Raw genomic sequence first — 26,484 nt, 5'->3', positions numbered from 1 at the left:
TCCCGTGCATGTTGAAGTGCCCACGTTGTTAGGAGCCGGGCTCGTTCTTTTGCTCATTTTTTGGCTTGGCTTTTTAAGTATCAAGATCAAATTTCCGAATGTAATTTTATATATTTTGTTAGGTATTGTCCTGGCTGACGCCATACATGGAAATGAAATATTGCATTTTGCGAGTGAGATTGGAATTGTGTTGCTGTTCTTTCTTCTGGGGCTTGAGTTCAACATCAAACGATTAGGTGGAATTGCGAAGAAAATCTGGCCTGCGGGATTGCTGGATGTTGCGTTTAGTTTAGGAATCTCGTTTGTAATCTGCTTAGGGTTTGGGCTGGATCTTCTGACATCTTTCCTAATAGGGGGCGTTACATATGCAACAAGTTCCTCCATAACAGCGAAATTGCTTGATGACACAAGCCGAATGGCGAACTCGGAAACAGAGTTTATCCTCGCTCTTTTGATCTTTGAAGATCTAGTTGCTCCCATTATTGTCGCAGTCTTAATGGGTGTGACAAGTGGCGGGGAATTCCAAACGGTGGACTTATTGATTCTTATCGGGAAGATTATAGGTCTGACCGTAGGAGCCATTCTCTTAGGGAAGACCCTGTTCAAACGCTTTGAAGAGTTGCTTGAGAAGATTGATGATGAGGACTTTAAAATTGCCCTTTTAATCGGGATTTCTCTATCCTATGGTGGACTGGCTCTCTATTTAGGTCTTTCAGAAGTATTGGGAGCGTTTCTTGCAGGAATGATGCTTGCTGAAATCGGAAAAATCGAACGGGTGGAACAGACTGTGCTACCTGTAAAAGATTTAATGCTTCCTCTATTCTTTGTTTATTTTGGAACGACAATCGAATTTGGAGACGGTGTTCCGAAAGTTGGGTTGTTAATTACACTCCTTGGTTGGTCATTAGTAGCGAAGATTTTAGTTGGTATGATCGGGGGAAGGCTTTATGGTCTTTCGAAAAGGGTGTCTTTTCGGGCTGGTTTATCCATTTGCTCGAGGGGAGAGTTTTCGGTTGTTATTGCTGCTCTAGCAACAGGTGTTATTAAAGTGTTTAGTGGGATCTACATTGTTATTGCGGCCTTTGTGGGGATGATGTTATTCGAACGTGCCCCGCAAATTACGAATTTAATTTACGGGAAACCAAAGAAGAAGAAAAAGAATTTAAAGGTTCCTGGTTAAAAATAAACGGCTCTCCAGTGGAGAGCCGTTTTCATGTCATTGTTCACGAGAAGTACTGGTGTTCTAACTCATCTACTCGTTGTAGGGCAAGTTTCGAGAAGTCATTATCTTTCTTGTTGAGTTTCTCTCTTAATCCATTTAGTGCATCCTTTAATGATTCTTCATAGGATGGGACCTCATCAGAATAAAAGTGTACAGCTGATTTAGCTACATTTGCTTTTTCAAACTGGCTTAGTGCTTTACGCTGATGGAAAAAGACATTTTCCGTTTGCCCAGGATTATGTAGATCACCTTGTTGGGGGTGTTTTAATACGGCTAGTACTTTGACTAAGTACATAGCACCCCGATCCTCAACAATTTCACCTGCGTAAATCCCTGTTTTATAGTGCGCCTTTACGATTGTTCCAACTTCTAGTTCCGCCATCTCCATTCCCTCCTGATTGGAATCTATTTTCTTTATATCGTATCAAATCTGGAAGGGAAAAGGAATTGTCACAGATTAGCTATTGCCATTGGTTTTGGAAATCGTTATCATCAATAGTAATGAATGGACTTCTGAAAGAGTAAAGGGCGTGGATGCATCATGATGGAATTTCTTTACTTCCCGGAGGACAAGACGGAATACATTCCCGCTGTCATCTCTCTATTAATCTTTGCTATTGGTGCTGTCATTGTCATGAGGTGGATTATAAGCGTAAACAAAAAGCAAGAACAGCGGGCGGAAGAAGAGTTTGGTCAAACCGGTGAACATTCTGTATCTCAAGAAGATTCAAAGGATAAAGAAGAGTTCAAGTAGATGAACGTTAAAGAGGGACATAATAAAGAAATCGAGCATGGGTCTTTAGCGCCTGTGCTCGATTTTTTTTGTTCTAGGCTTCTGTTATGAAACGGGAGGCGTTGGGGTCGGGGGAGCATATCCTTCTTTATATGCCTCATCAATCATATGACGTATGTCTTTAACGGACTGCCCTTTACTGTATTCAATCATTGCTTTAGCGGCAATTTCTAAACATACATTACATTTCGTGCCGTGATCATCCCATACAACAGATTGGTTATCCTGGTCATGAATAAAGCAGTCATAGTTGTTCATATGTCCTACGCTATCTCCGCATCCGCAGTAACAAGGCATTTGTTCAAGCAATTCCTTATGTTGAGCTGCCCCTTGATAAATCGTTTGAATGTCTTCGTGTTTGTTGTCTAAAAAAGAAGGGAGAGCTTCTTTGCTTGCTGTAGTTTCCTGAAGGTCCCCCATTACCTGCTGTTGATCATCATGGTTGTCGTGCTTACTTTCCTCACTTCCGCACCCCGTTAATCCTGTAACCAAGAGCAGCAGTCCAATAAAAAATATGGACATCTTACGCATCTGTCATTCTCCTTTATCAAGCATTTACACTTAGTGTACCGCTTTCATATGAGAAGTTCAATTTGGTTCACAGAATTGAAAAGATTACCCTTAGAAATAAAGACCAAGGGGTTAAAAGAATTGGAACTGGTCAACACTGTAGGGTAAGTATGGTGGAAGGGAAGAGAGTAAATGAGAGTAAGAAAACTTGGTGTCATTTTAGCCCTAACTTTATGGGTGGCAGGGTGTTCTAGTCAAAATCGAGCCGCCTTTGAAATAGAAATGTACAATCCTGCTGGTGATGCACTTGGAACAGCTAAATTCTCAGAAGAGAATGATTCAGTAGCGATTAAACTGTCATTAACAGGCCTTTCGCCAGGACTTCATGGTATTCACGTACATGAGTATCCTGTGTGTGAAGGCCCGGATTTTAAATCTGCAGGAAATCATCTGAATCCAGATAAAAAGGAGCATGGAGCCATGAATCCAAAAGGAACTCATTTAGGGGACATGCCAAATGTGGAAGCAGACTCGTCTGGGAAAGTCAATGCAGAATTAGCAGTCCAGGGAGCGACGTTAATGGATGGAAAGATGTCTTTACTGAAAGATGAAGGGACGTCGTTAGTCATTCATGAAGGTGTCGATGATGGTTTGACTCAGCCTGCGGGAGATTCAGGAGATCGAATAGCTTGTGGTGTCATACAGCTCGAAGAGGCTTCTAAAAAGGACACGCCTTCAGACCCTTCTGAAGATGGAGGACAAGAAGAGAAGAAAGAATAGAAAAAAGCTGCCCATGTTGGGCAGCTTTTTTAGTCATCTTGTTCTGTTAGAACGACTGGTCCTTCTTTTGTAATGGCGATTGTATGCTCAAACTGTGCGGATAATCCTTTGTCCGTTGTTCGAGCCGTCCATCCGTTTTCATCCATTTGAGAATGCCAAGTGCCTGTGTTCACCATCGGTTCGACAGTAATGACCATACCTTCTTTAAGGCGCTGTCCTTTTCCTGCTTCTCCGTAGTGAAGAATATTTGGTTCTTCGTGAATGGAATTACCGATTCCGTGTCCTGTGAAATCACGAACAACAGAGTAGCCTTCTCCTTCAACATACGATTGAATCGCATGGCCAATGTCACCTAAACGTTTTCCGACCTGGCATTGCTCAATTGATTTATATAGAGCTGTTTTCGTCACATCGACGAGACGCTGTGTTTCTTCTGAGACGTCCCCGACTGTATAGGTCCACGCAGAGTCAGCTAGCGCGCCGTTTAAGTTCACAACCATATCAATGGTTACAATGTCGCCATTTTTAAGGGCCTCTTTACGAGGGAAACCATGGCAGATTTCATCATTGATTGAAGCGCACGTGGCAAATTCATAGCCTTGATAACCTTTTTGTTCTGGTGTAGCGCCGTGTTTAGCTAAATAACGATCAACGAAATTTTCAATCTCCATCGTTGTAACACCAGGTTTAATCATTTTTGCGATTTCTTTGTGTGTAGAGGCTAGAAGTTTTCCTGCTTCATGCATCAACTCAATTTCTCGCTTACTTTTACGATTAATCATGTTTCTCACCTTACCTTCTAGAACTGAAAGGGTCTTGGTATTTTCTTTATAGCCCTACCCATTACGATACCATGGATTGTGAATTAATTCGAACCGTTGCCTCGATGGTTATTAGCGGCTTCGACAATACGGTCGATGCCTTCGTTCAATGTTTGAGGAGGTGTAGCAATATTAATACGCATGAATCCTTCGCCTTCTTTTCCGAAGGAAGCCCCGTCGTTTAGGCCGACTTTAGCCTTTGTTCTCATAAACTCTTTTAGTTCATTATGAGATAAGCCTAGTCCCCGGCAATCCATCCATACGAGGTAAGTACCTTCAGGTTCAATAATCTGAATGTGGTCCGTTTCCTCGTGCATGCGTTTCATGAGTAATTCCTTATTGGAATCTAACACTTCAACTAATTCATCAAGCCATTCCTCGCCATGAGCGTAGGAAGATTCAATGGCTGTTACCCCCATGGTGTTAAGCATGTTAATTCCCTGAAGGCCGAATTGAGCATCAATTTTCTTTTTCATTTCAGACTCAGGCGTCACAATATAAGATGCTTGTAATCCTGCAATGTTGAAAGTCTTCGTTGGTGACAAGCACGTAGTCGTTCTGTTTGCAACCTTATCTGATAAGGATGCCATTGGAACATGTTTATGTCCAGCATAGATAAGATCAGCATGAATTTCATCGGAGAATATAAGGACATCGTGCTTCGTGCATAAATCAGCCATACGCTGTAACTCTTCTTTTGTCCACACTCGTCCAACCGGATTGTGAGGATTACACAGAATGAAAGCCTTCACGTTTTGGATCTTTTCCTCGAAATCTTCAAAGTCAATTTCATAGCGACCCTCTTGCAAATAAAGAGAGCTTGTGACAATGCTTCTGTCATGTTTCTTAATGACATCATAAAAAGGTGGATAAACAGGTGTTTGAATGAGAATGGAGTCTCCAGGCTCTGTTAAGGCCTCAACAATGGTATGAAGTGAAGGCACAACCCCTGGACTATAGGTAAGCCAATCCGTTTGGATCTCCCAGTCATGCCTTTTCGATAGCCATTCTTTAATAATGGAATGAATGGCTTCGTCTGTTACTGTATATCCAAAAATTCCGTGGCTTGCACGATCTACTAGGGCATCGATAACAGGCTTTGGCGTCTGAAAGTCCATGTCAGCCACCCACATAGGCAGGATTTCTTTATCTTTAAAAAGTTGCTCTGTAAGGTCCCATTTGACAGAGCGTGTGTTACGTCGATCTACAACTTCGTTAAATGTCATATCGTTTCCCTCCTTGAGTAGTTCCATTTCTATTAGTATGATACAAAAAAATCGTGGAAAAACGAAACAATCCGTATGAGAAAAAAGGGAGAAAAAGAACAAGCGACCTGTTAAGGGGTCGCTTGCTTGGTGGGTAAACAGAATTGCTTAATCTTGTCGGTTATGACAGCAGGGATCTCTTCTGGTAACAAATGACCACTTCGATCAAAAACCTCTAGTTCTGCTGAAGGTAAATCTTGTACTAATCGATATCCAAGTGAAACAGGCAGGACTTTATCTTCTTTACCCCAAAATATTAAACAATTGGCTCGAATATCTCGTAAATGCCTTGCTGGCAGATCCCCTTCACGGTCTCGTATCATTTTAGACAAACATCTGAAGATCTCTTCTTTAAAGAAAGGTTGCATATATCCTTGAATCATCTCTTTATTAATCATGTGCGGGTCATGTACACAATCAAGTAGAGAATGGTACACCCCCCTCTTATATAAATAACGTTTTAAAAGTAATGGGAAAATGGGCAATCGGCTGGCATGCTGTAGCCAAAAGCCAAGCTTTTTCATATAAGTGGAAGGGGCCATTAAGATCAGCTTCTCAATTCGTTCAGGGAAAAGGTGACTGCAGATGAGAGCCACTTGCCCTCCCATAGAATGGCCGGCAATGGAAGCTTTTTGAATATGATGCTGATCCATTAATTCAATGATAATATGGGCAAAATTCTTATATGAGAATTCATAAGCGTCATTCTTATCGCTGTTGCCAAAAGGTGGGTAATCGAAGGAATAGAGATCAAATTGATCGAGCAATTCAGGAATCATATAACGGTAGCAAAACTTAGAAGATAAAAATCCGTGCACAAAGATCAACGCAGGTTTTGTACCTGTAGGAGGAGATGTGTAACGCTGGTAGGCGATGTTAACGCCGTTGTGTTCGAGCCACTCGTCTTCGACATGGATGTTTGTTACGCTCACAGTGCTTTAACCTCCAAAATTAGATTGGATAAGAGAAAAAGATCGTAATAATGTTTATCCTTTTTAAGGAAAAAATAAACGTTTGAATCGGTTGGAATGATTGGGCATAAGGTTATCGTTTACGAAGAGAGGATTTTCATGCAGAAGGCAAAAAAAAAGCAAAGCGCCGAGTACGCTTTGCCTCACAGGGGGAATACGAGAAAGTCTTACATTAGTCAATATTACCGTATTTTATATAGGTTAAACCTCTTTTTTTAATTTTTATATTTAATTTCTTTTAGCATCTCCATAACCTTCAACACATCATCTTCTGAAAATTCTTTAACGTGACGGAGGAACAGTTTCGTTCGTTTGACGCCAACTTCCATAATTAAATTCTTCAACTCCTCATCAACTTCTGATTCAGTGGTTGTGCTCTCTAATAATTCAGAAGCTGGCATATCAAGGACGGTGGATATTCTTAAGATCGTTTGTAATTCAGGGATGTGTTCATCCTTTTCGATTCTTTCAATGGTTTGTTGTCCGGTCCGGACGCGAACAGCGAATTCCTCTAAAGAGAGCCCTAATCGCTCCCGTTGCTTACGAATCTGCTTACCTAAACTCATCAGAATGCCTCCTTATCCATTTCTTGAAACGCTACTACGTTTATCTTATCATACATAAAGGACGATTTAATCTGAATTTGTCACAACATTTTGAACCTCTTTGGGTCACATTCTGTGAAGGGGTAAATAAGGAGAAATCCTAGGGGATGGGGAGAAGCTGTTTATGCCTATGCAATAGGATTTTTGTCCGGTTTCCTTTTGCGAAAAATGAGGTCTTGTGATATAATCATTAATTGCGTGAAAATAAAACGAATATAAACAGATCGGGAGTTGTATAGCAATGGCAAAGTTCGAACAAGGTCAAGTATTGGAAGGTAAAGTAACAGGCATCCAACCTTATGGTGCATTCGTTGCTTTAGACGAAGAAGTACAAGGTTTAGTACACATTTCTGAGGTTACTCATGGCTTCGTTAAAGACATTAACGAGCACCTAAATGTTGGTGACAAAGTAAATGTTAAAATCCTTAATATTGATGAAGAAAAAGGTAAATATTCTTTATCAATCCGTGCGACTCAAGAAGCTCCTAAGCAAGAGAAGCAACCACAGCGTAAGCCTCAACAGCAAAAGCAACAAGCTGCTGCTCAGCAAGAAGAAGGTACACCAGCTGGCTTCAACACGCTTAAAGATAAGCTTGATGAGTGGATTAACCAGTCCAAAGAGCGCGAAAATACTTTCCGTAAGTAATAAAGAAAAAAGGCTGTCCCATAGGGACGGCCTTTTTTTATGGTGATGTGGTCAGAGGAAAGATCCCCATATAACCATACTCGTTTTATTCGGTTTCTGGTTCTGTGCGATCAGCCATTTCTTCACTTGGCTTAAATAGCAAGCTTAGGCTGATTAGACCACTGATGCCCACAAGTGTGTAAATAACACGAGCAAATGCACCGCTTTGTTCTCCGCCTCCGAATAGGGCTGCTACTAAATCGAACTGAAACAATCCAATAAGTCCCCAGTTAACAGCTCCGATAATCACTAACAATAAAGCAATACGTTGTAGAGTACTCATGATCTATTCCTCCTTCATTATTTGAATATGATTCTGTAGTAGCTTTTGTAGTTTTTAAGGAAGTATACAAAAATGTTAAGCCAATGCCTGGAGTGTGTGTGCTGACATTCGTGCCTATATGTTCCCCTTCTTAAGCTGATTTTTTGATCTTTGATTTCATTTTGGACATAATAGACACTGGACTTAATTCTGAAAGGGGAATTTACCAACATGGAACAGTTTGTTTTTCATAATCCAACGAAGTTAATCTTTGGTAAAGATCAGCTAGAGAAATTATCAGAGGAAATCCCTTCCGATGTAAAAAATGTGCTGCTAGTATATGGTGGCGGAAGCATTAAAAAGAATGGCTTATATGACCAAGTTGTCAATAAGTTAAATAATATGAATGTAACGATTACAGAGTTAGCAGGTGTAGAGCCTAACCCACGTTTAGCGACAGTGAAAAAAGGTGTAGAGCTTGCTAAAGAAAATAATATTGACTTTATGCTTGCAGTAGGTGGCGGTAGTGTTATTGATGCTACTAAAACCATTGCAACAGGAGCTAAATACGACGGAGATCCTTGGGACCTTGTAACTCGTAAAGCGACTCCTGAAGATGCCGTTGAATTTGGTACAGTTCTGACACTGGCAGCGACTGGTTCAGAAATGAACGCAGGTTCTGTTATTACGAACTGGGAAACAAATGAGAAATACGGATGGGGTGCACCACCGTTTACAAATCCTAAGTTCTCGATTTTAGATCCAACGAACACATTAACCGTTCCTCGTGATCAAACTATCTATGGAATGGTGGACATGATGAGTCATATCTTCGAACAGTACTTCCACCAGCCAACAAATGCACCCGTTCAAGATCGTATGGCTGAAGGTGTTTTAAAAACTGTTATTGAAACAGCGCCTAAATTGCTTGAAGACCTTGAGTCTTATGAGCATCGTGAAACGATCCTTTACGCAGGTACAATTGCATTAAATGGTATGCTTCAAATGGGCTACCGTGGAGACTGGGCAACGCATAACATCGAGCATGCTGTTTCAGCTGTTTACGATATTCCGCACGCAGGCGGACTTGCTATTCTCTTCCCGAACTGGATGAAGCACAACTTAGATCACAACGTAGATCGTTTCAAACAGCTCGCAGTTCGCGTCTTTGACGTCGACCCTGAAGGAAAAGACGACCGCACAGTTGCTCTTGAAGGTATCGATAAACTTCGTGCATTCTGGACTTCCCTAGGTGCTCCAGAGCGATTAGCTGATTATGACATCGGTAATGATCAACTTGATCTGATCGTAGACCGTGCAATGAAACGCGGACCTTTCGGTAACTTCAAAGAACTTCATGACGAAGATGTAAAAGCAATTTTAGAAATGTCTCTATAATTCACAAGGCAGGCTGTTCGCAGCCTGCCTTTCTGTTTCTTTAGAACGATTTTTGGAGAAAATCTATACTGTATTCGCTTACATCTTTAAGATCGCTTGATTTGCTGTAAGCGTTTCGATAAAGTGAAGTTTAGAAAGATAAGTTGGAGGGATACATAATGACTCACATTCGATTTGAATATGAAAAAGCGTTGCCGTTTTTCGGTGAACACGAATTAACGAATATAAAAGAAACTGTAAAGCTTGCACATCATTCTTTACACAATAAAACGGGAGCAGGAAATGACTTCTTAGGTTGGTTAGACCTTCCTGAACAGTACGACCAGGAAGAATTCTCTCGTATCCAAAAAGCTGCAGAAAAAATTAAATCAGACTCTGATGTTCTTTTAGTAGTAGGAATCGGAGGTTCTTATCTTGGCGCTCGCGCGGCATTAGAAATGTTAAACCACTCGTTCTACAATGAACTTTCTAAAGACCAGCGTGATACGCCTCAAGTATTCTTCGTTGGTAATAGCATTAGTGCACCATATGTGAATGATCTGTTTGATGCAATTAAGGACAAAGATGTTTCGATTAACGTCATCTCTAAAAGTGGTACTACAACAGAGCCGGCTATTGCCTTCCGCATTTTCCGTGAATTCTTAGAGAATAAGTACGGGAAGGAAGAAGCTCGTAAACGTATTTACGCGACTACAGATAAACAAAAAGGCGCTCTTAAAACACTTGCTACAGAAGAAGGATATGAAAGCTTCGTAATCCCTGATGATGTGGGTGGACGTTTCTCTGTTCTAACAGCAGTTGGACTACTTCCAATTGCGGCAAGTGGCATCGATATCCAATCTATGATGGATGGAGCTCAGCTTGCTCAGCAACAATTAAGCGAAGAAGACCTTGAGAAGAACCCTGCTTACCAGTATGCTGCCGTTCGAAATGCCTTATATAGCAAAGGGAAGACCATTGAAATGCTTGTCAATTACGAACCTTCTCTTCAGTATTTTGCTGAATGGTGGAAACAGTTATTTGGCGAAAGTGAAGGCAAAGACCAAAAAGGAATTTTCCCTTCTTCTGCTAACTTCTCAACTGATCTTCATTCAATGGGACAGTATATACAAGATGGACGTCGTGACTTGTTCGAAACGGTTCTTCATGTTGAAGAACCTAAGAGCGATGTAACGATTAAGGAAGATGAACAAAACTTAGATGGTCTGAATTATCTTTCAGGAGAAACGGTTGATTTCGTAAACCAGAAAGCATACGAAGGGACTATGCTTGCTCATACAGATGGTGAGGTACCAAACCTAATCGTCCACGTTCCGAAATTAGATGCTTACACATTCGGTTACATGGTGTACTTCTTTGAGAAAGCATGTGCCATCAGCGGCTATCTTCTAGGTGTGAATCCATTTGATCAACCTGGAGTAGAAGCTTATAAGAAAAACATGTTCGCTTTACTTGGAAAGCCTGGCTTTGAGGCGCAGAAAGCAGAACTTGAACAACGTTTAAATAAATAAGTGTTAGAGCGAGCACCTGGTGAGGGTGCTCGCTTTTTTTGTTGTTCTGGGTAGGGTGGGGAGGACGGCTCGAGTGAGGTGAAGGCGGCTCAAGTGAGGTGAGGCGACTCAAGTGAGGCGAGGGCGGCTCGAGTGAGGTGAGGCGGCTCAAGTGAGGCGAAGGCGGCTCGAGTGAGGTGAAGGCGGCTCAAGTATGGAAATGAAGGCTCAAGTGAGGGGAGAAGCGGCTTGAGAAAGCTCAAAAACGGCTCAAGAGGCCAAAATAACGGCTCGAGAATGAGGAGAGTGGCTTAAGAGGAGAAGGAGCGGCTTAAGAAGGGGAAGAGTGGCTCAAGATGAGACCGAGATGGCTCAAGCGGAATCTCTGTTGGCATAGTGCGGGTTGCGGCTCAAGTAAGGAGAGTGGGGCTCAAGTGAGGGGAGAAGTGGCTTGAGAAAGCTCAAAAACGGCTCAAGAGGCCAAAATAACGGCTCGAGAATGAGGAGAGTGGCTTAAGAGGAGAAGGAGCGGCTTAAGAAGGGGAAGAGTGGCTCAAGATGAGACCGAGATGGCTCAAGCGGAATCTCTGTTGGCATAGTGCGGGGTTGCGGCTCAAGTAAGGAGAGTGGGGCTCAAGTGAGGGGAGAAGCGGCTTGAGATAGTTCAAAAACGGCTCAAGGCGCCAAAATAACGGCTCGAGAAAGCAAAGAATGGTTTAAGAGGAGAAGGAATGGCTTAAAGAGAAGTAGAATGGCTCAAGTTCAGGACAAAACGGCTCAAGCCCGGCCCCTAGCCTCAGCCTCACCCTCAACCCCCTGCTACATCTTCACAACCCCTAGCCCCCAATCCAACACAAAAAAGAGGACCCAAAGATGGGTCCTCTTTTTTTATGAAAAATTGAATTATTGAGCGGTATATCCGCCGTCGATGACAATCGCTTGTCCTGTTACGCTTTTCGCTTTTTCGCTAGATAAGAACATAGCGTAGTCGGCGATTTCTTCTACTTGAAGAAGACGTTTTTGAGGTACAAGTGGATAGATCACTTCTTCTAATACTTTTTCTAGCTCAACACCGCGAGATTTCGCAAGGTCTTCCATTTGACCTCTTACAAGTGGTGTGTCTACATAACCAGGTGCAATAGCGTTAACTGTGATGCCGTGCTCGGCACCTTCAAGTGCTGATACTTTTGTTAAGCCGATTACACCATGCTTCGCGCTGTTGTATGCAGCTTTCCCGGCGAAACCAATTAATCCATTGATTGAGGCCATGTTTAGAATGCGGCCATAGCCTTGTTCTTTCATGATAGGGAATACTTTTTTAGTTGCGATAAATGGTGCTGTAAGCATGATATCTTGCATCAGGCGGAATTTCTCTGTTGGAAATTCTTCGATTGGAGATACGTGTTGAAGACCTGCGTTATTGATTAAAACGTCAATTCGGCCGTATGTTTCTACAGCTTGATCAATTGCAGCTTCGATCTCTTCTTCGCTTGTTACATCCGCTTTAACACCGATAGCGTTTAGGCCTTTGTCTGTAAGAGCTTTAGCAGCTTCTTGAACGCCTTCATCGTTTACGTCGGATAGAACTACTTTTGCACCATTCTCTGCAAAAGTCTCTCCGATTTCATAACCAATTCCGCGTGCGGCTCCTGTAATAAATACTACTTGATTTTCGACCATACTATTTTTCCTCCCCAACTTATGTGGTTTTATTTGTTTAGATCATCATTGCGTACCTAAGAAATTATAAGTCAGTTATAGGTTTAACTCAAAAATTTTGATTAACAATGGAATACGCATAATTTTCTTTATTTTAGCAAGAAAAAGAATGTTTGAGATTGAAGCATATTATTGGATTGTGGTTTTTAAAGAAGATAGGATTATTCTGTTGTCCTATAAAGTATGTCTTTTTAGGAACTTAATTGAAATTATATCTAAAGAATTTAACAACAAAAATTAGGAGGTACAAACATGATAGCAATCATTGTAGGTTTAATTGCTTTAATGGTCATGGCGTACTTAGGGTGGTCGATCTTGTGGATTGCTCCAGTCGCTGCGGCTATCGTTGCTTTGCTATCTGGCATGGATATTTTCGATGCTTTTACATCTGATTTCATGACCGGCTTTGCATCATTTGCTAGAGATTTCTTCCCGGTGTTCCTTTTTGGTGCCGTATTCGGGAAATTAATGGAGGTTACAGGGAGTGCCAGAACAGTAGCTTCTTTCTTATCGAAGATTGTCGGTAAAGAAAGGGCGATCTTGGGTGTGCTATTAGGTGCTGCGATTCTTACATACGGCGGAGTGAGTTTGTTCGTTGTGGTATTCGTTATGTATCCTTTAGCTTTAAACCTGTTCAGGCAAGCTGACATCAGTCGTAAAGTGATACCTGGAACAATTGTACTAGGGGCCTTTACGTTCACGATGACAGCCTTACCAGGTACTGCTCAAGTACAGAACTACATTCCAACGGAGTTCTTTAATACGACGATGATGGCGGCTCCGATTATGGGGATTGTAACGGGTCTTATTATGGCGGTGGGAGGCTATTTTTACCTCTCCTATCGTGCAAACAAATTAACGAAAGCTGGTGAAGGATTTACTGAACCAGGTGGAGAAGAGGCCAAAGAAGAAGAGGGGCAAGATCCAAATGTAATCCTTTCTTTCTTACCACTTCTTGCTGTTGTAATTTCCATCAATGTACTAAACCTAGAAATGCTAAGTGCGTTATTAATTGGGATCGTTCTCACATTTGTTCTGAACTTTAAGTCCTTTAAGAAGTTTACAGGTGCCATGAACGATGGTGCTAAGGGTGCGGTTACAGCTGTTGTCAATACTGGTGCGGCTGTTGGTTTTGGTGCAGTTGTGAAGAATGCGCCTGCTTTCCCAGCTATTAAAGAAGCATTACTGAATATTAAAGGTGGCCTAACCATCTCTGATGCTTTATCAACTCAGGTTCTGGCAATGATTACAGGGTCAGCGTCAGGTGGTATGAATATTACCCTTAATGCTCTTGGATCAGAGTATTATCAACAAGCATTAGATATGGGGTTAAATCCTGAGATTTTACACCGTGTTACTGCTTTAGCTTCAGGTGCTTCGATATTGCCCCACAACGGAGCATTGCTAACAGTGTTTGCGATTACGGGAATGACTCACAAAGATTCTTATAAAGATATTTTCTTTGTAGGATTACTTATTCCGTTTATCGCGACTGTAGTGGGAATTTTAATGTCTTATATTGGACTGGTATAAAGCATAGGAAAACGGCACCTCGCTATAGGGTGCCGTTTTTTTATTCGATCTTGGGTGAATACCGATTGTTTGGGTTGGGGTAAGCTAAGAAAAAAGAAAGGCGGGATAACATGATTCCGATTCCTTCTGGGATACAAGGGCAAGTGTTTTCATTGTTTGATCTCGAGCAGAAGCTAAAACCCCGTGGCTACGATATTGGAGGCAACTGGGATTATGACCATGGCTCCTTTGATTATAAAATCTCTGATGAAGTGGGGTATCAGTTTTTGCGAGTGCCCTTTTCTGTGGTGAATGGTCAGCTAGATGATAAAGAAGTAACCGTAAGACTCGGTGAACCATACCTTTTATCACATAAGTATCAGCGAGGATTAGACGACAATGTACATGTTGGAAATCTTAGTGCCTCCTTTGACCAGTTTTCAGAGCCTCAGGACCCTGATGCAGAATTTCCTGAAGAATATATTGAAACTGGGAAGGAACTCGTAGAAGAATTAGAACGGATTTTACTCACTTAGGTTGGAGAGCACAATCAGGTGATCATCTTCTTTAATAATGGATTGAGACGGAGGGTTTATGAATAACTCTCCGTTTTGTTCCATTCCTAACAGCAATTCTTCTTGCTTTAAAAACGCTAAGGCACATTCCTTGAAGGTTTCTCCTACTAAGTCTTTCGGTACTTTCATTTGTTTATATTGCTGTGAAGAAAGCTGAGCGACTAGGGTATCAAACGGTTTAATGTGTGCTTCCCGGTATAACTCGTGGAAAAACAGTGTACTCATGAAATCATTCGAACGAATCACCGTATCAGCACCGGCGCGCCTTGCGTTTGTCACTTGATTCTTTAATAAGATTTCTGTAATGATGAACATATCGGAATTCATTCCTCTAGCGGCTACAGTTGTAAGGATGCTGACTTGGTCCGCCTGATGTTCCTGTTTGGATGGGTCTGATGTGATGATCATGCAACGTGCTTCTGAAATTCGTGCCTTCAAAAGGGTGCTATCTTCAGATGCATCTCCGTTTATATAATGAAGTTTGTATTCTTGATAGCCAATTTGATCGAGTGATTTATCGATTAAGACGATATTTTCTTCTTCTATATAATCCGTAATCATATTAAGTAGTTGTTTCGTCCGTTCATTCCAACCGATGATAATGATGTGATTACTTCCTCTATACTCAACCTTCCCCTCAGATAAGTTTCGTTCGTATTTTACGGTAGAGGAAGAGACAGTCGCCATATAAAATGTAACAAGGCCTCCTCCTGCAATAATCAGGAATATACCAATGATTCTTCCTACTATCGTTAAAGGCACGTAATCCCCATATCCTACAGTGGAGCCAGTAATGACTGCCCACCAAATCCCATCAAAGACTGTAGGAAATGCCTCCGGCTCCACCCAATGCACGAGGGCTCCGAAGAAAATCATAAAAAAGGCTACAGTTAGAAGTAGCCGTAGAAAGACGGGTGTTCGAAAATACCACTGGATGGCTTGATGTAAATGGACCTTCATGCGAAACCTCCGCTTTTTTCTACAAGTATGCCCATACCTGAAACGCATTATAATAAAAAAAAGAACCTATTCAAAATAGGTTCTTTTTCTTTAACACTCCATTGTTTCATTGCCCTGTTTCTTAACTTCAGCAAGTTCGTGGACGTTTCCAAATGGATCATTGAAAGCAATGCGTTCACCGTCTGGGAACCACACAGGTTCTTCGTTATAAAAGCGCACACCCCGTTCTTTTAAATCTTTCATAGTGGCGCGAATGTTTTCGACTTCAAATGTAATTATAGTAGAGGCTTCTTTCCAGATTTCGATCTCCGTATCGCGTTCCGTTTTGTGAAGCGTTAAACGTATGTTACGATCATGGATTAAATCAATGCAAGTAGGGTAGTTATCATGATCGTCTGATCTCTTGAGGTCAAGTACTTCGCTGTACCATTGGATCGCGAAATCTAAGTCGCTTACATAAATATTTATCTTACATATATTCAAAATGAATCGCCTCCTGAATGTAGTTAGATGGTTAGATAAGTAAATGCTAGATATCTTGGTGTATAGTGTATAGACTTCCCTTTATAGAAATTTCAAAACTCCTCTTAGAAACACGAACGTTTATGATGTTTTAGTATTCTATATTCGTTATTTTCCAGAATTGGGTTGAATTCTTTTGGTTAGTCTCCTATAATTAATCTCAACAAAATATTTCGGACGTACTCATATAAGGGCGAGGATAAGGCTCGCAAGTTTCTACCAGGCTACCGTAAATGGCCTGACTATGAGTATTGCACACATTTGTGGATGCTAGGTTAAAGACTAGCTCTATTTTCATTATTTGTAGAAGGAAACCTCACAGATGGCGCGATACTCGTGCCTTTTGTGAGGTTTTTCTTTTGTTGAGTGCGTCTTTGTAGGGGGAGTACTATATGGAACTATTAAAGAAAAGAATTGAAGAAGAAGGCAAAGTTATAAACGACCAAGTACTTAAAGTGGACTCATTTCTAAATCACCAGGTGGATCCTCTCTTCATGATGGAGATAGGTGAAGCTTTTAGGGAGCGTTTTCGACAAGATGGCATAACGAAGATTGTCACCCTTGAATCTTCAGGCATCGCGCCTTCTGTGACAGCGGGTTTAGCGATGGGGGTAAAGGTTTTGTTCGCAAGGAAAAGGAAATCTTTAACGCTTAAAGAAGGGCTAGTTTCCTCTAAGGTCTATTCCTTTACCAAACAAGAATGGAGCGAAATCTCTTTGTCCTCTGAATATTTAACATCAGATGATCGTGTTCTGATCATTGATGATTTTCTTGCAAATGGACAAGCTGCTCAAGGCTTGATCGATATGGTGAAACAGACTGGTGCAACAGTAGGTGGTATTGGAATTGTAATCGAAAAAGGCTTTCAAACGGGAGGAGATACACTGCGCGAGCAAGGAATAAAAGTCGAATCATTGGCTCGTATACAGTCCCTTCAAGATGGACGTGTCACATTCTTTGAAGAAGAGGAGGTTCACGTATGAAAAATATAACGATCGGCCTTCAACATGTGCTGGCCATGTACGCAGGAGCGGTCATTGTTCCTTTAATAGTCGGGAGTGCTCTTGAGTTAAATGCAGAGGAATTAGCTTATCTCGTCTCCATTGATTTATTGATGTGCGGAGTGGCTACCATTCTGCAGGCTGTCAGTAATCGATTCTTTGGTATAGGTTTGCCGGTTGTTTTAGGATGTACGTTTACAGCAGTAGCTCCTATGATTTCTATAGGAAGCAGTGCTGGGATTACGGCCATCTATGGAGCCATTATTGCTGCTGGTTTGTTTGTTCTCTTGTGTGCACCGATCTTTGGTAAACTCGTTTCCTTCTTTCCGCCCGTGGTCACGGGCTCTGTCGTAACAATCATTGGCATTACACTTATTCCTGTGGCTATGGATAATATAGCAGGCGGTGCGGGGAGTGAAGATTATGGAAGTGCCTCGAATCTACTCCTTGCTTTTGGCGTTCTTCTATTAATCATTGTGCTTCAACGCGCGTTTACAGGTTTCATTCGTTCAGTTTCCATTCTAATAGGGTTAGTAGCAGGGAGTGTGGTGGCCATCTTTATGGGGAAGATCGATGTCTCTTCCTTGGCAGATGCTGCGTTCTTTAGAATACCAACACCTTTTTATTTCGGAGCTCCTACGTTTGAATTAGCGCCCGTGTTAACGATGATTCTAGTGGCGATCGTAAGTTTGGTTGAATCAACGGGTGTCTATTTCGCTCTTAGTGACATTACGAACAAAAAGATTACGGAAAAGGAAATTACGAAAGGGTACCGTGCAGAGGGCCTAGCAATTTTATTCGGTGGTTTTATGAATGCTTTCCCGTACACAACTTATTCGCAGAATGTAGGGCTTGTCCAACTTTCAGGTGTGAAATCACGCAACGTCATATACATAGCAGGAGCTATGCTGATTGGTATTGGATTATTTCCGGTAATAGGCGCGATTACCACGTTAATACCAGAACCTGTTCTTGGAGGCGCTATGATCCCGATGTTTGGGATGGTTATTGCATATGGGATTAAAATGTTGAGTCAGGTTGATTTAAAAGAGCAAGAGAACCTGTTAATTATCGCTTGTTCCATTGGGATGGGGCTTGGTGTTACCGTTGCTCCTGACTTATTTGCGAAACTTCCTGAACAAGTTCAGATTCTCACAGATAATGGCATTGTGGCAGGAAGCCTAACAGCGATCCTGTTGAATTTGTTCCTCAATGTTATTCCAGGAAAGATGAAGAAAGAACAGCCCAAAACAACCGAATCCATTGCTTCGTAAATAGAAAGGAAAGGCCCAATCAATCAATTGACTGGGCCTTTTTTGTGGTGATTCTGGTCAGGTGCGCGGTGCATGAGAGGGCCGTGGGGGGGCAAGATAGTTGACAAAGGTACGTGAGGGGGATAAGATACGAACGTTTGCAACGATCAAGACCACCTTGTTGGAGGAATAACATGAGCAACATGAATAAAGGAATTTTACTATTATTAAGCGCTGCCTTCGGTTTTGCGATGATGTCGACGTTCGTTAAACTTTCGGGGGACCTACCAGCGGTTCAAAAGACGATGTTTCGCAACATTGTCTCTGCTTTTATAGCATTTGGGTTCGTTCTCTATCATAAAGAACGCTTCTTCGGGAAGAAAGAGAACCAGAAGTACTTGCTATTACGATCATCACTTGGAACGCTAGGAATGGTGCTGTATTTTTATTCTATTGACCATCTTGTGCTGTCGGATGCCGATATGTTGAATAAACTAAGCCCGTTTCTTTTAATTATTTTTTCCGCTTTATTTTTAAATGAGAAAGCGCGTAAGTTTCAAATTGTTGCGATCGTGATTGCGTTTTTAGGCACATTGCTCATTATTAAACCTGAGTTTTCTGTAGAGACCATTCCATATATGGCGGGTGTTTCTTCTGCAGTCTTTGCTGCCCTTGCCTATACGGTTCTTCGTTTCTTAGGTGATAAAGAAGAATACTACACAATTGTATTTTACTTTTCTTTCTTCTCGACGGTTGTGTTGTTGCCGTTCACGGCCCTTCTTTATGAACCGATGTCTCTTCAGCAAACTCTATATTTATTGTTGGCGGGAGTCTTTGCAACAATAGGTCAGTTTGGGATCACGCTTGCCTATAAATTTGCGCCGGCCAAGGAAATTTCAATCTTTTTCTACACCAATATTTTGTTCTCAGCGGTAATCAGTATCGTCGTGTTTAATCAAGTTCCAGACACTTTAAGCTTCCTCGGTTATGCTATTATTTTCGGGGCTTCGTTTTATATGTTTTGGAAGAATAAAAAGGTTGGAACAGCCTAGCATTGGTGTAAAGTCAAGGAAATTGATAAGATGAAGGAAACGATTAGGGAGGAATAGTGGATGGAACAAAATGAACAGAAATTTTTGTTAGAGATGCTACAGACTCCATCACCATCGAGTATGGAAATGGAGATTCAGAAGAAATGGATAGAATACGTCAAGCCTTTTGCGGATGAGATTCGAACAGATAATGCTGGAAACGTGATAGGGGTATTAAATCCTGAAGCAGATTTTAAAATTCTCTTGGCTGGTCATAGTGACGAGATTGCTCTAGTAGTGAATCGTGTAGATGATCATGGCTTCTTGCACTTTGATAAAATGGGAGGCATTAATCCAAAAGCGGCTGTAGGAATGAAAGTAACCGTTCTTGGGCAAGGCGGAACTCTCACTGGTGTCATTGGTGTGAATGCTCAACATCACGGGGGGCTAAAGGGTGATTTTGGCCTTGATGATTTATTTATCGATTGTGGAGCAAAATCGAAAGAAGAGATGGAAAAGTTCGTTCAAATTGGAGACCTTGCTGTATATAAACGTGAACCAGAAATCATGATGGACCGATACATATCCGGGCGTGGTTTAGATAACCGTACAGGTTCCTTCATTGTAGCAGAAGTATTGAGAAAACTCTCAGAGAAAGATATTAATGTTGGAGTATATGCTGCGAGTACAGTAAATGAAGAAACAAACATGGGCGGAGCTTATTTTGCAGCTGCTGGTCTGGAACCGACGATGGCCATTGCTGTAGATGTTACATTTGCAACGGATTATCCATATGTAAATAAGAACAAGCACGGAGACATTAAGCTAGATGGTGGACCTGTTCTAGCGAAAGGTGCTCCTATTAACATTAAGATTAATCGCTTGTTAGAAGAAGCAGCTCGTTCTAAGGGGATGCGTGTTCAGTATGAATTAACGCCGCGTATGACAGGGACGGATGCGGATAAGATGCGTCTGACAGGAAAAGGAGTTCCGATTAGCCTTGTTTCCTTGCCATTACGCTACATGCATTCACCAGTCGAAACGGCAAGTATCAAGGACATTGATGAAGAAATCGATTTACTTGTGACGATGATTGAGAAAATGTCCGGAGAAGAAAGCCTTAATCCGCTAGAAGATTAACATAAAGATCTCCCTCTCAGTGTAAATGCTGAGGGGGATTTTTAATATTGTTTTGTTGAGAAGGAATGTGGATGGGTTATTTGTTGTCATTTAGTTCCGAAGATGAGATCGGCTGCATAATATAGCGAGTTAGGACAACAATTTTAACAAAAATGAATGAATGTTCATTTTGTGAAACATTTTACTGTTCAAATTCTCAATTAGACGTTATAATGAGAATTGTACTCAATAAAATACGATTCCATCTTCGGGGCAGGGTGAAATTCCCGACCGACGGTGAGGGGCCCACTTGGTGTCCTAAGTCCGTGACCCGCTTGGTACTTATGTGCCGATCGGTGGACCTGGTGAGAATCCGGGACCGACAGTTACAGTCTGGATGGGAGAAGATGTAGAGCGAAAAATAGGTATATATGATACCTTTATTTCCCTATGGTCTTTTATCACCCCTGAAGCGATTTTTAATGCTTGAGGGATTTTTTGATGGAACGAACGATAGGATTATTCGCTCACCTTCATCTGGGATGTGAATCGAGAGTAAAGATGAAGGAGGAGATCGATGATGAAACCAAGAGGTCAATCATCCAAATTATTCAAGCTCATTACGCTCTCGTTAATGAGCACCATTTCACTATTATTAATGCTGTTGGACTTTCCACTGCCGCTTTTACCAGGTTTTCTAAAAGTGGACTTTAGTGATGTTCCAGCTTTATTTGCAGCATTAATCTTTTCACCGGTAGCCGGTATTATTGTAGAGGCTATGAAAAATGGCCTTCACTTCATGCTAGGAAGTGGAGATCCTATTGGAGCAAGCGCAAACTTCATAGCGGGAATCATGTTTATCCTGCCCGTTTCCTTGCTATATCACCGTTTCAAAAGTGTAAAAGGTGTTGTATCTGGCCTTGTTACAGGTACCATCGTAATGACACTTGGTATGTCTGTTTTAAACTACCTTGTTATTCTACCAGCCTACACATGGTTGATGGGCTTTGAGGTAGAAGGGACAAAGATGGCCTACGTAACAGCCTTCATTATGCCGTTTAATGCGATGAAAGGAATCATTGTAGGAATGCTCTTTGTGCCGTTGTTTATTAAAATGAGGCCTTGGTTTGAACAGAAACGAACAAAAACCATCAACGCTGCTTAGCAATAGATATAAACCAAGTCCCCTGCACCTATGTGTGGGGGGCTTTTTTTATGAAAGCACATAGTTAAGGCATTTTAGTGTGGATGAAGGCCGTTCTGTTTAATGAGTGCTAGGGGGAAAGCGAGTGATTTCTCGGGCCACCTTACACTTAGACTAAGGCTAACGGAAACTTTCTCCCAAATTCGTAAGGAGGCTTATAAAGAAAAGAGCATCGCACTCTAAGTAGAGTGCGATGCTCTTTTATGCATAGGAACTGTCCGCTTACACGTCGCGACGTTTCTTAATGCTGTATTTCGTATGAGCCACAACAGTTTTCTCAAAATCTAAGTTTCGCTCGTTGAAGTCATCCATAATGGTCATATCCACAACCACAGAGTTTTCTAACTTCGAGGAAGTTACGATTCCTTCAAGTTGTTGTCCATCTCGTTGGAAGGTAATGATATCACCTTCGGTTGCTTTATCTTCTTCCTTTATTTTTTCATCTTCTACAGGTTCTTCTGCATTTTTCTTTTCAAACGCAGCATTGATTAAGTCTTTACTCATATTTTCGTCAGCCATGAGAGGATCCCCTTCCTAGTAAATGTATTGGCATTTTAAATTCTGATTGATTAATGGGGGCGAGAGGTTTTTCTTAACTATACCCTAAATGGATCGCCCTCATTCTTCCTAGAGTATTACTCTAACATGATTCTTTTTTCTATTTAAACAAGAAGTTCACATAGAATCAATAACTTCTTTCTACATTTTAATGGAATTGTGAAACGTTTACAAAGAGAAAGAAGGTTTGGTTCTTACATAAAGAAGGTTTCGGTTGGGTTTAACCTATAGAATGTAAAAGCCAAATAGGTCGCAAATGATGTCCATAAAAAGTATGGGACGAGAAGCCAAGGGCTAACTTTATTGTATTTGCGGATCATGATGATTAATAAAGCAGTCGTAACAGCAACAATAAACGTATCGACTGTCGCTAGCATTAATGCCTTTAGTTCAAATTGGAAGAAGCTAAATAGTTGGTTCGTTACATAATTAATAATTAGGACTGTCCACAGTGTAGGAGAGAAAGATCCTTTAGAAGCCCATGCTAAGACTAATGAAAGAGCAATAAAAGCAAACAATACTGCCCATATAAGCCCAATTACAGACCCTGATGGAGTCCAAGAAGGTTTTTCTAAGCTGTTATACCATTCTTGGTCGATTGGAAATAAGAACCCTGCAATGCTGAACAAGCCATATATAAGTAGAAAAAGAAGGATACCTTTAACTATTTTGTTCAATTGTTCGCACTCCTTTCACATGGATTAGACAAAGACGAAGGCAAGCTAGCGTAACATCTATGTTACGTAGCTTGCCTCATATATGCCTTTTCCATTAAGAGGATTCTTCTTGCTCCTCCACCAAGTAGCGAGCTGTTGGCATAGCTTGTAAACGTTCAAATGGGATTGGTTTACCTGAATGTTCGGAATATCCATATGTCCCTTTTTCTATGCGTTCTAAAGCAGCATTAATTTCATCGAGCTGTTCTTCCGCATGTTCACTTAATGTATAGGCCTTCTCCCGTTCAAATTTCTCTGTACCAAGATCGCCAGGGTGGCTATTTACGTTGGATAACTCACCAACAGAATTGCCCTGGTCCTCTTCGTTATTTAAGTAGCCATCATGGTTATGGTGTTCTTTTTCAGCATCTTCTTTCATTTCTAATAGCTGCTTTTTTAATTCTTTTAATTGATCCTCTGTTAACATGGTGAATACTCCTTTCACTTGTAGGGAGAGGGAGGGCTATTTCTTTCTTGGCACGACGCCAACGGTACAACGAGACAGACAAATGAGTTCATCTTCTTCATCTACTACTTTTATTTCCCATACCATCGTACTTTTCCCGATGTGTGTTGGGGTAGCAATCCCATACACGGTGCCACTTCGTTTCGCTTTAATATGGTTTGCATTAATTTCAATGCCAAATACGTTGTATTGTTCCATATCCACATGAAGAATTGAACCAATGCTTGCCGCTGTTTCTGCGAGGGCGACGCTTGCACCTCCGTGTAAAAATCCTAGAGGTTGGTGCGTGCGTTCATCTACAGGCATAGACAACACAACACGTTCTTTTGTCATTTCAACCTCTTCAATTCCTAAAGCTCCCAGTAATGTATTTTTAGCAGTTAAATTCATATAATCGATCCTTTCTTTTTTATTTCCTTTTCAATCTGGAGTCAAACATAACAAGTCTCTATATCTTAATTCCGCTTTGAAGGAATGCATTCCTCCCTTAAACCAATATCTCTTATCTTTTGTTTTGTTGGATGGGAAACTTAACGATTATAGTCGTCCCCTTCTGTAGTTTAGAAGACACGGAAATAGAGCCGTGATGAGCGTGGACTATTGCTTTAGCAATACTCATTCCCAGACCGCTTCCATCACTCTCTTCTTCACTATTCGTGCCGCGGAAATAGCGAGTAAATAAATTCTTTTGTGTATGCTCGTCCATACCGATGCCGTTGTCTTGAATGGAAAGAAAGATCCAATCTTTCTCAACCTTAGAGGTAATCGTTACGGATGTTCCTGTTGGATTGTGTTTTAAGGCATTAATGATTAAATTATCAAGCAGCCGCTCAATCCATTTTGGGTTTGCCTCTAATCTAGTATTGGGTTCAACGTTGACGCTAATCGTATCATATTCCTGATATTTATTGAGGCTCCGTTCTACTGTCTTTTTCAAATCAATTATCTCATACTCAATAGGCAAGCCTTGCTGTTTCAGTTTAGAAATAAGGGAAAAGTCCTGGATCAACTCGAGCATGTAATCCCCTTTCTTCCGAATTGTTTCCCCCATGTCTTTCAATTCTTCTTTCTCCCACTCATAGTAGCCTGTCTCTAGCATATGACCATATCCCTGAATGGTTGTCAGGGGAGTACGAAGGTCGTGAGAAATGCCGCTCATCCACTCTTCACGTTGTTGATCGAGTAGGAGACGTTCTTTCTCCGCATGATCTAATTGTTCGGCCATGTCATAGAATTCCTGAATCACTTCTTTATACAGGCGATAACGAAGGCGAATCTTGTTCTTTTTGTTAAATAATTTTTTGCGTTCCCGTTCTGTGAACACCTCTTCATAATTTCCATTGCGCATTCTTTCAAGCCAACTGATAAAGAGTAAGAGGGGTTGCCCGTACCGAATGCCATGCCAAATAGATAGAGCAATCAATAGAAGAAGTGTTGCTGACCCTATGCTAATCAGTACAATTAAAATTTGTTGAATCGAAGAGAACTTCCATTTTCCTTCTTCTGTTGGTGTGTGAAGGATCCACGTAGTTTCGGGAAGTCGCTTCGTCATAATTTTTGTATCATAATTTTGAGGTTCAGAAAGCCTTGCTGGAATTTCAATCGTTGTATAACGTTCAGGGGAAGGGCCAGAACCAATCCGCTGTAGAACTTCTCCTTCAGAGTTTACAACATCTAAGTAAACATCTGTTTCTTCCATCTGTTGTTTGATTTGAGAAACCCCTTCTTCAGAAACCCGTCCTTTCTCCTCAAAAGACTGAACCCATTCGTCTAGCTGTTCTTGCTTTTGGTTCTGGTACCCTAAAATATAGAGGTAGGGTTGGTCGTAAAATAAGGAATCGATATAAGTAACAATTTCATAAGTTTGGATCGATTCTCGTTCTTGAATGGCCAGAATCTCATCCATTGTATATGTATGCTGAATGGAGGAAGGCACATTGGCAGAATACAGGGCTTCCCCGCTTCCATCTATAATTTGCATCCACATGTCTTTTTCTTCTAATTCGTTGATCCACATTTCTGGTATATCTACTTTACCTTCCTCAATCCAAGCCTCAGTTGCAATTGTCTCCAAAGCCCCTTTAGGGTAATTTCGGTTTACATCTTCATTCATTAGGAAGTTGACTAGCATAAAAAAGACAATGAGTAAGACTGTAATAATGAATACGCTTAAAAAGACAAATTGAATGGAGAAGTGGAAACCGATTCTTCGTTTAATGGATTTCATATTGAAGAATCCTTTACCAATTTATAACCAAGACCTCGAACAGTAATTAAGAATTGAGGATGGCTTGGGTTTGGTTCGATTCTTTCACGTATGCGTCTGATATGAACCATGATGGTATTGTCATCAGCGATATGGTCCATTCCCCATACAGCATCGAACAAATCAGCTTTCGTAAAGACTCGATTTGGATTTTTAGCTAAATAAAGAAGAAGTTTATAAACCATAGCTGGACAAGGCACAGTCTTGCCATTAACGGTTAACTCTTTCGTTATTTCATTTATGGAGAAGTAACCAAAGTCATGGACGAGTGTTGGTTTATTGTCTGAAGCTTGTGTATGGTGTATTCGCCTCTCTACCGCTTTCATACGCGCTACAATTTCAAGTGGATTGAAGGGCTTCGTGACATAGTCATCTCCTCCCATAGCAAAGCCAGTTAGCACATCTAGGTCTGAGGTTTTGGCTGTTAAATACAAAAGGTAGGCATTCGTTTTCTCGCGTATCTTTGGTCCTAAATCAAATCCTGATCCATCTGGCAACATAACATCGAGCAAAATGACATCATAGGATAAATGGTTAATTTCCTGCATAGCTTCTTCGGCTGAAGCAGCGGTTTGTATCGATGTGTATCCTTCTTTTCTTAAGACTTTCTCCATCATGGTTAGAATGGAAGGTTCATCATCAACTAGTAAAATATTCATGTATTTCCACCCCCGAACTATCCTATCATAGCTACCTTACGAAAACCTTAACAATGAGCGTCGATTTGTTTGATATAAGTAAGGTCGTGTTCCTTTTTTAGTAAGGAAAACGTTGTACAAT

The 26,484-nt window shown here is 41.2% G+C and carries 29 protein-coding genes and 2 riboswitches; of the genes, 13 read left to right on the top strand and 16 right to left on the bottom strand.

Going from position 1 to position 26,484, the window contains the following annotated elements:
* Window positions 1-4: 4 nt before the first annotated feature.
* On the top strand, window positions 5-1,180 hold the full coding sequence (locus tag QNI29_RS16870) for a cation:proton antiporter (RefSeq protein ID WP_231418860.1): 1,176 nt from the start codon (window positions 5-7) through the stop codon (window positions 1,178-1,180).
* Between the two features lie 43 nt (window positions 1,181-1,223).
* Here QNI29_RS16870 and QNI29_RS16865 read toward each other — a convergent pair whose 3' ends face one another.
* Window positions 1,224-1,604: a kinase-associated lipoprotein KapB gene (locus QNI29_RS16865; RefSeq protein ID WP_231418859.1), complete on the bottom strand. Its 381-nt coding sequence runs from the start codon at window positions 1,602-1,604 to the stop codon at window positions 1,224-1,226.
* 159 nt (window positions 1,605-1,763) lie between these two features.
* Between QNI29_RS16865 and QNI29_RS16860 the strand changes: the two genes are divergently transcribed.
* Window positions 1,764-1,976 (top strand): hypothetical protein, encoded by a 213-nt coding sequence (locus QNI29_RS16860; protein WP_231418858.1) that lies wholly within the window; start codon window positions 1,764-1,766, stop codon window positions 1,974-1,976.
* 84 nt (window positions 1,977-2,060) lie between these two features.
* Here QNI29_RS16860 and QNI29_RS16855 read toward each other — a convergent pair whose 3' ends face one another.
* The gene (locus QNI29_RS16855) at window positions 2,061-2,546 is read right to left on the bottom strand and encodes a PCYCGC domain-containing protein (RefSeq protein ID WP_231418857.1); all 486 of its coding nucleotides are present in this window, start codon (window positions 2,544-2,546) and stop codon (window positions 2,061-2,063) included.
* A gap of 171 nt (window positions 2,547-2,717) precedes the next feature.
* On the opposite strand from QNI29_RS16855, the gene QNI29_RS16850 reads away from it, so the two are divergent.
* Window positions 2,718-3,305: a superoxide dismutase family protein gene (locus QNI29_RS16850; protein WP_231418856.1), complete on the top strand. Its 588-nt coding sequence runs from the start codon at window positions 2,718-2,720 to the stop codon at window positions 3,303-3,305.
* A gap of 29 nt (window positions 3,306-3,334) precedes the next feature.
* On the opposite strand, the gene map is transcribed toward QNI29_RS16850, so the two are convergent.
* From map to QNI29_RS16830, 4 genes are all read right to left on the bottom strand, one after another.
* Window positions 3,335-4,087: a type I methionyl aminopeptidase gene (gene map / locus QNI29_RS16845; protein WP_231418855.1), complete on the bottom strand. Its 753-nt coding sequence runs from the start codon at window positions 4,085-4,087 to the stop codon at window positions 3,335-3,337.
* A gap of 83 nt (window positions 4,088-4,170) precedes the next feature.
* Window positions 4,171-5,352: a MalY/PatB family protein gene (locus tag QNI29_RS16840; RefSeq protein WP_231418854.1), complete on the bottom strand. Its 1,182-nt coding sequence runs from the start codon at window positions 5,350-5,352 to the stop codon at window positions 4,171-4,173.
* Window positions 5,353-5,462: 110 nt separating this feature from the next.
* Complete coding sequence (locus QNI29_RS16835) at window positions 5,463-6,323, bottom strand: alpha/beta fold hydrolase (RefSeq protein WP_231418853.1); 861 nt, start codon at window positions 6,321-6,323, stop codon at window positions 5,463-5,465.
* A 254-nt stretch (window positions 6,324-6,577) separates the two neighbouring features.
* Window positions 6,578-6,928, bottom strand: coding sequence for a helix-turn-helix domain-containing protein (locus QNI29_RS16830; protein ID WP_231418852.1), 351 nt, complete (start codon window positions 6,926-6,928; stop codon window positions 6,578-6,580).
* Window positions 6,929-7,208: 280 nt separating this feature from the next.
* On the opposite strand from QNI29_RS16830, the gene yugI reads away from it, so the two are divergent.
* Entirely contained in the window at window positions 7,209-7,613 is a 405-nt protein-coding gene (gene yugI / locus QNI29_RS16825; protein WP_231418851.1) for a S1 domain-containing post-transcriptional regulator GSP13, read from the top strand.
* Between the two features lie 85 nt (window positions 7,614-7,698).
* On the opposite strand, the gene QNI29_RS16820 is transcribed toward yugI, so the two are convergent.
* Entirely contained in the window at window positions 7,699-7,935 is a 237-nt protein-coding gene (locus QNI29_RS16820) for a DUF378 domain-containing protein (RefSeq protein ID WP_188651914.1), read from the bottom strand.
* A 210-nt stretch (window positions 7,936-8,145) separates the two neighbouring features.
* Here QNI29_RS16820 and QNI29_RS16815 point away from each other — a divergent pair, with 210 nt between their 5' ends.
* Both QNI29_RS16815 and QNI29_RS16810 read left to right on the top strand, forming a co-directional pair.
* Window positions 8,146-9,312: an iron-containing alcohol dehydrogenase gene (locus QNI29_RS16815; RefSeq protein WP_231418850.1), complete on the top strand. Its 1,167-nt coding sequence runs from the start codon at window positions 8,146-8,148 to the stop codon at window positions 9,310-9,312.
* A gap of 158 nt (window positions 9,313-9,470) precedes the next feature.
* Window positions 9,471-10,823 (top strand): glucose-6-phosphate isomerase, encoded by a 1,353-nt coding sequence (locus tag QNI29_RS16810; RefSeq protein ID WP_231418849.1) that lies wholly within the window; start codon window positions 9,471-9,473, stop codon window positions 10,821-10,823.
* An 882-nt stretch (window positions 10,824-11,705) separates the two neighbouring features.
* Here QNI29_RS16810 and QNI29_RS16805 read toward each other — a convergent pair.
* Complete coding sequence (locus QNI29_RS16805; RefSeq protein ID WP_231418848.1) at window positions 11,706-12,482, bottom strand: 3-hydroxybutyrate dehydrogenase; 777 nt, start codon at window positions 12,480-12,482, stop codon at window positions 11,706-11,708.
* Between the two features lie 291 nt (window positions 12,483-12,773).
* Here QNI29_RS16805 and QNI29_RS16800 point away from each other — a divergent pair, with 291 nt between their 5' ends.
* The gene (locus tag QNI29_RS16800; RefSeq protein WP_231418847.1) at window positions 12,774-14,054 is read left to right on the top strand and encodes a GntP family permease; all 1,281 of its coding nucleotides are present in this window, start codon (window positions 12,774-12,776) and stop codon (window positions 14,052-14,054) included.
* Between the two features lie 110 nt (window positions 14,055-14,164).
* Window positions 14,165-14,569: a YugN-like family protein gene (locus QNI29_RS16795; RefSeq protein WP_231418846.1), complete on the top strand. Its 405-nt coding sequence runs from the start codon at window positions 14,165-14,167 to the stop codon at window positions 14,567-14,569.
* Here QNI29_RS16795 and QNI29_RS16790 read toward each other — a convergent pair.
* On the bottom strand, window positions 14,558-15,568 hold the full coding sequence (locus tag QNI29_RS16790; protein WP_231418845.1) for a potassium channel family protein: 1,011 nt from the start codon (window positions 15,566-15,568) through the stop codon (window positions 14,558-14,560). The genes QNI29_RS16795 and QNI29_RS16790 overlap by 12 nt on opposite strands.
* A 90-nt stretch (window positions 15,569-15,658) precedes the next feature.
* The gene (locus tag QNI29_RS16785) at window positions 15,659-16,051 is read right to left on the bottom strand and encodes a VOC family protein (protein WP_231418844.1); all 393 of its coding nucleotides are present in this window, start codon (window positions 16,049-16,051) and stop codon (window positions 15,659-15,661) included.
* 202 nt (window positions 16,052-16,253) lie between these two features.
* Window positions 16,254-16,355: riboswitch (purine riboswitch) on the top strand.
* 127 nt (window positions 16,356-16,482) lie between these two features.
* Between QNI29_RS16785 and QNI29_RS16780 the strand changes: the two genes are divergently transcribed.
* From QNI29_RS16780 to QNI29_RS16760, 5 genes are all read left to right on the top strand, one after another.
* Entirely contained in the window at window positions 16,483-17,073 is a 591-nt protein-coding gene (locus QNI29_RS16780; protein ID WP_231418843.1) for a xanthine phosphoribosyltransferase, read from the top strand.
* Window positions 17,070-18,365 carry a nucleobase:cation symporter-2 family protein gene (locus QNI29_RS16775; RefSeq protein WP_231418842.1) on the top strand — a complete coding sequence of 432 codons (1,296 nt, stop codon included), beginning with the start codon at window positions 17,070-17,072 and terminating at the stop codon, window positions 18,363-18,365. The genes QNI29_RS16780 and QNI29_RS16775 overlap by 4 nt, the downstream gene beginning before the upstream one ends.
* Window positions 18,366-18,538: 173 nt before the next feature.
* Window positions 18,539-19,396 (top strand): DMT family transporter, encoded by an 858-nt coding sequence (locus QNI29_RS16770; RefSeq protein WP_231418841.1) that lies wholly within the window; start codon window positions 18,539-18,541, stop codon window positions 19,394-19,396.
* A gap of 60 nt (window positions 19,397-19,456) precedes the next feature.
* On the top strand, window positions 19,457-20,515 hold the full coding sequence (locus QNI29_RS16765) for a M20/M25/M40 family metallo-hydrolase (RefSeq protein ID WP_231418840.1): 1,059 nt from the start codon (window positions 19,457-19,459) through the stop codon (window positions 20,513-20,515).
* A 239-nt stretch (window positions 20,516-20,754) separates the two neighbouring features.
* Window positions 20,755-20,907: riboswitch (FMN riboswitch) on the top strand.
* A gap of 164 nt (window positions 20,908-21,071) precedes the next feature.
* Complete coding sequence (locus QNI29_RS16760) at window positions 21,072-21,659, top strand: ECF transporter S component (RefSeq protein ID WP_231418839.1); 588 nt, start codon at window positions 21,072-21,074, stop codon at window positions 21,657-21,659.
* 261 nt (window positions 21,660-21,920) lie between these two features.
* On the opposite strand, the gene QNI29_RS16755 is transcribed toward QNI29_RS16760, so the two are convergent.
* From QNI29_RS16755 to QNI29_RS16730, 6 genes are all read right to left on the bottom strand, one after another.
* Window positions 21,921-22,217, bottom strand: a complete 297-nt coding sequence (locus QNI29_RS16755) for a YkvS family protein (RefSeq protein WP_231418838.1) — start codon at window positions 22,215-22,217, stop codon at window positions 21,921-21,923.
* A gap of 233 nt (window positions 22,218-22,450) precedes the next feature.
* Window positions 22,451-22,933 carry a TspO/MBR family protein gene (locus QNI29_RS16750; protein WP_231418837.1) on the bottom strand — a complete coding sequence of 161 codons (483 nt, stop codon included), beginning with the start codon at window positions 22,931-22,933 and terminating at the stop codon, window positions 22,451-22,453.
* A 94-nt stretch (window positions 22,934-23,027) separates the two neighbouring features.
* Window positions 23,028-23,399: a TraR/DksA C4-type zinc finger protein gene (locus QNI29_RS16745; protein WP_231418836.1), complete on the bottom strand. Its 372-nt coding sequence runs from the start codon at window positions 23,397-23,399 to the stop codon at window positions 23,028-23,030.
* Window positions 23,400-23,435: 36 nt separating this feature from the next.
* Window positions 23,436-23,828: a hotdog fold thioesterase gene (locus QNI29_RS16740; protein ID WP_231418835.1), complete on the bottom strand. Its 393-nt coding sequence runs from the start codon at window positions 23,826-23,828 to the stop codon at window positions 23,436-23,438.
* A gap of 112 nt (window positions 23,829-23,940) precedes the next feature.
* The gene (locus tag QNI29_RS16735; protein WP_231418834.1) at window positions 23,941-25,665 is read right to left on the bottom strand and encodes a sensor histidine kinase; all 1,725 of its coding nucleotides are present in this window, start codon (window positions 25,663-25,665) and stop codon (window positions 23,941-23,943) included.
* Window positions 25,662-26,363: a response regulator transcription factor gene (locus QNI29_RS16730; RefSeq protein WP_231418833.1), complete on the bottom strand. Its 702-nt coding sequence runs from the start codon at window positions 26,361-26,363 to the stop codon at window positions 25,662-25,664. Before QNI29_RS16730 ends, QNI29_RS16735 begins: the two co-directional genes overlap by 4 nt.
* Window positions 26,364-26,484 lie beyond the last annotated feature (121 nt).

Source organism: Pontibacillus chungwhensis, from assembly GCF_030166655.1.
Lineage (GTDB): Bacteria > Bacillota > Bacilli > Bacillales > BH030062 > Pontibacillus.
The sequence above is the reverse complement of the archived record's forward strand: the minus strand, read 5'-3'. Positions and strand labels throughout refer to the sequence as shown.

Excerpts from the sequence above, each read along its gene's own strand:
- QNI29_RS16805 (WP_231418848.1), bottom strand. The coding sequence starts at position 12,482 with ATGGTCGAAAATCAAGTAGTATTTATTACAGGAGCCGCACGCGGAATT.
- map (WP_231418855.1), bottom strand. The coding sequence starts at position 4,087 with ATGATTAATCGTAAAAGTAAGCGAGAAATTGAGTTGATGCATGAAGCA.
- QNI29_RS16730 (WP_231418833.1), bottom strand. The coding sequence starts at position 26,363 with ATGAATATTTTACTAGTTGATGATGAACCTTCCATTCTAACCATGATG.
- QNI29_RS16765 (WP_231418840.1), top strand. The coding sequence starts at position 19,457 with ATGGAACAAAATGAACAGAAATTTTTGTTAGAGATGCTACAGACTCCA.
- QNI29_RS16860 (WP_231418858.1), top strand. The coding sequence starts at position 1,764 with ATGATGGAATTTCTTTACTTCCCGGAGGACAAGACGGAATACATTCCC.
- QNI29_RS16865 (WP_231418859.1), bottom strand. The coding sequence starts at position 1,604 with ATGGCGGAACTAGAAGTTGGAACAATCGTAAAGGCGCACTATAAAACA.
- QNI29_RS16745 (WP_231418836.1), bottom strand. The coding sequence starts at position 23,399 with ATGTTAACAGAGGATCAATTAAAAGAATTAAAAAAGCAGCTATTAGAA.
- QNI29_RS16790 (WP_231418845.1), bottom strand. The coding sequence starts at position 15,568 with ATGAAGGTCCATTTACATCAAGCCATCCAGTGGTATTTTCGAACACCC.
- QNI29_RS16775 (WP_231418842.1), top strand. The coding sequence starts at position 17,070 with ATGAAAAATATAACGATCGGCCTTCAACATGTGCTGGCCATGTACGCA.
- QNI29_RS16840 (WP_231418854.1), bottom strand. The coding sequence starts at position 5,352 with ATGACATTTAACGAAGTTGTAGATCGACGTAACACACGCTCTGTCAAA.
- QNI29_RS16820 (WP_188651914.1), bottom strand. The coding sequence starts at position 7,935 with ATGAGTACTCTACAACGTATTGCTTTATTGTTAGTGATTATCGGAGCT.
- QNI29_RS16815 (WP_231418850.1), top strand. The coding sequence starts at position 8,146 with ATGGAACAGTTTGTTTTTCATAATCCAACGAAGTTAATCTTTGGTAAA.
- QNI29_RS16740 (WP_231418835.1), bottom strand. The coding sequence starts at position 23,828 with ATGAATTTAACTGCTAAAAATACATTACTGGGAGCTTTAGGAATTGAA.
- QNI29_RS16795 (WP_231418846.1), top strand. The coding sequence starts at position 14,165 with ATGATTCCGATTCCTTCTGGGATACAAGGGCAAGTGTTTTCATTGTTT.
- QNI29_RS16855 (WP_231418857.1), bottom strand. The coding sequence starts at position 2,546 with ATGCGTAAGATGTCCATATTTTTTATTGGACTGCTGCTCTTGGTTACA.
- QNI29_RS16810 (WP_231418849.1), top strand. The coding sequence starts at position 9,471 with ATGACTCACATTCGATTTGAATATGAAAAAGCGTTGCCGTTTTTCGGT.
- QNI29_RS16760 (WP_231418839.1), top strand. The coding sequence starts at position 21,072 with ATGATGAAACCAAGAGGTCAATCATCCAAATTATTCAAGCTCATTACG.
- QNI29_RS16755 (WP_231418838.1), bottom strand. The coding sequence starts at position 22,217 with ATGGCTGACGAAAATATGAGTAAAGACTTAATCAATGCTGCGTTTGAA.
- QNI29_RS16770 (WP_231418841.1), top strand. The coding sequence starts at position 18,539 with ATGAGCAACATGAATAAAGGAATTTTACTATTATTAAGCGCTGCCTTC.
- QNI29_RS16735 (WP_231418834.1), bottom strand. The coding sequence starts at position 25,665 with ATGAAATCCATTAAACGAAGAATCGGTTTCCACTTCTCCATTCAATTT.
- QNI29_RS16800 (WP_231418847.1), top strand. The coding sequence starts at position 12,774 with ATGATAGCAATCATTGTAGGTTTAATTGCTTTAATGGTCATGGCGTAC.
- QNI29_RS16830 (WP_231418852.1), bottom strand. The coding sequence starts at position 6,928 with ATGAGTTTAGGTAAGCAGATTCGTAAGCAACGGGAGCGATTAGGGCTC.
- yugI (WP_231418851.1), top strand. The coding sequence starts at position 7,209 with ATGGCAAAGTTCGAACAAGGTCAAGTATTGGAAGGTAAAGTAACAGGC.
- QNI29_RS16850 (WP_231418856.1), top strand. The coding sequence starts at position 2,718 with ATGAGAGTAAGAAAACTTGGTGTCATTTTAGCCCTAACTTTATGGGTG.
- QNI29_RS16780 (WP_231418843.1), top strand. The coding sequence starts at position 16,483 with ATGGAACTATTAAAGAAAAGAATTGAAGAAGAAGGCAAAGTTATAAAC.